Origin of the sequence: Streptomyces sp. ICN903, from assembly GCF_022015835.1 — a bacterium.
Taxonomy (GTDB): Bacteria; Actinomycetota; Actinomycetes; order Streptomycetales; family Streptomycetaceae; genus Streptomyces; species Streptomyces fenghuangensis.
Genome location: NZ_JAKMAY010000095.1, coordinates 17,752 through 18,331, shown reverse-complemented (window position 1 = coordinate 18,331; position 580 = coordinate 17,752). Strand labels below are relative to the sequence as shown.

General features: G+C 65.7%; 1 pseudogene. It reads left to right on the top strand.

The features are described from left to right. Positions 1 to 452, top strand: a pseudogene (locus tag L7D48_RS12535) (B12-binding domain-containing protein); the annotation flags it as partial. Positions 453 to 580: the final 128 nt, after the last annotated feature.

Below are 580 nucleotides of genomic sequence, written 5' to 3'. Positions count from 1 at the left end.
GGATCATCGACGGGGAGCGCAACGGTCTGGAGGCCGACCTGGACGAGGCCCTGGCCGAGCGTCCGGCCCTGGACATCGTCAACGACACCCTGCTGGCGGGCATGAAGGTGGTCGGGGAGCTGTTCGGCTCCGGGCAGATGCAGCTGCCGTTCGTGCTGCAGTCGGCCGAGGTGATGAAGACGGCCGTCGCCTATCTGGAGCCCCACATGGAGAAGGTCGAGGGCGCCGAGGGCAAGGGCACGATCGTTTTGGCCACGGTGCGCGGAGACGTGCACGACATCGGCAAGAACCTGGTCGACATCATCCTGTCCAACAACGGCTACAACGTGGTCAACCTCGGGATCAAGCAGCCGGTCTCGGCGATCGTGGAGGCGGCCGAGGAGCACCGGGCGGACGTGATCGGCATGTCCGGGCTGCTGGTGAAGTCCACAGTGATCATGAAGGAGAACCTGCAGGAGCTCAACGCCCGCGATCTGGCCGCGAAGTATCCGGTGATCCTGGGCGGGGCGCGGGGCGGGTCCTAGTGGCCTATGAAGCGCCGGTCTAGCGCCCGCAACTCGAGGACGTCCAAGAGGAAGTA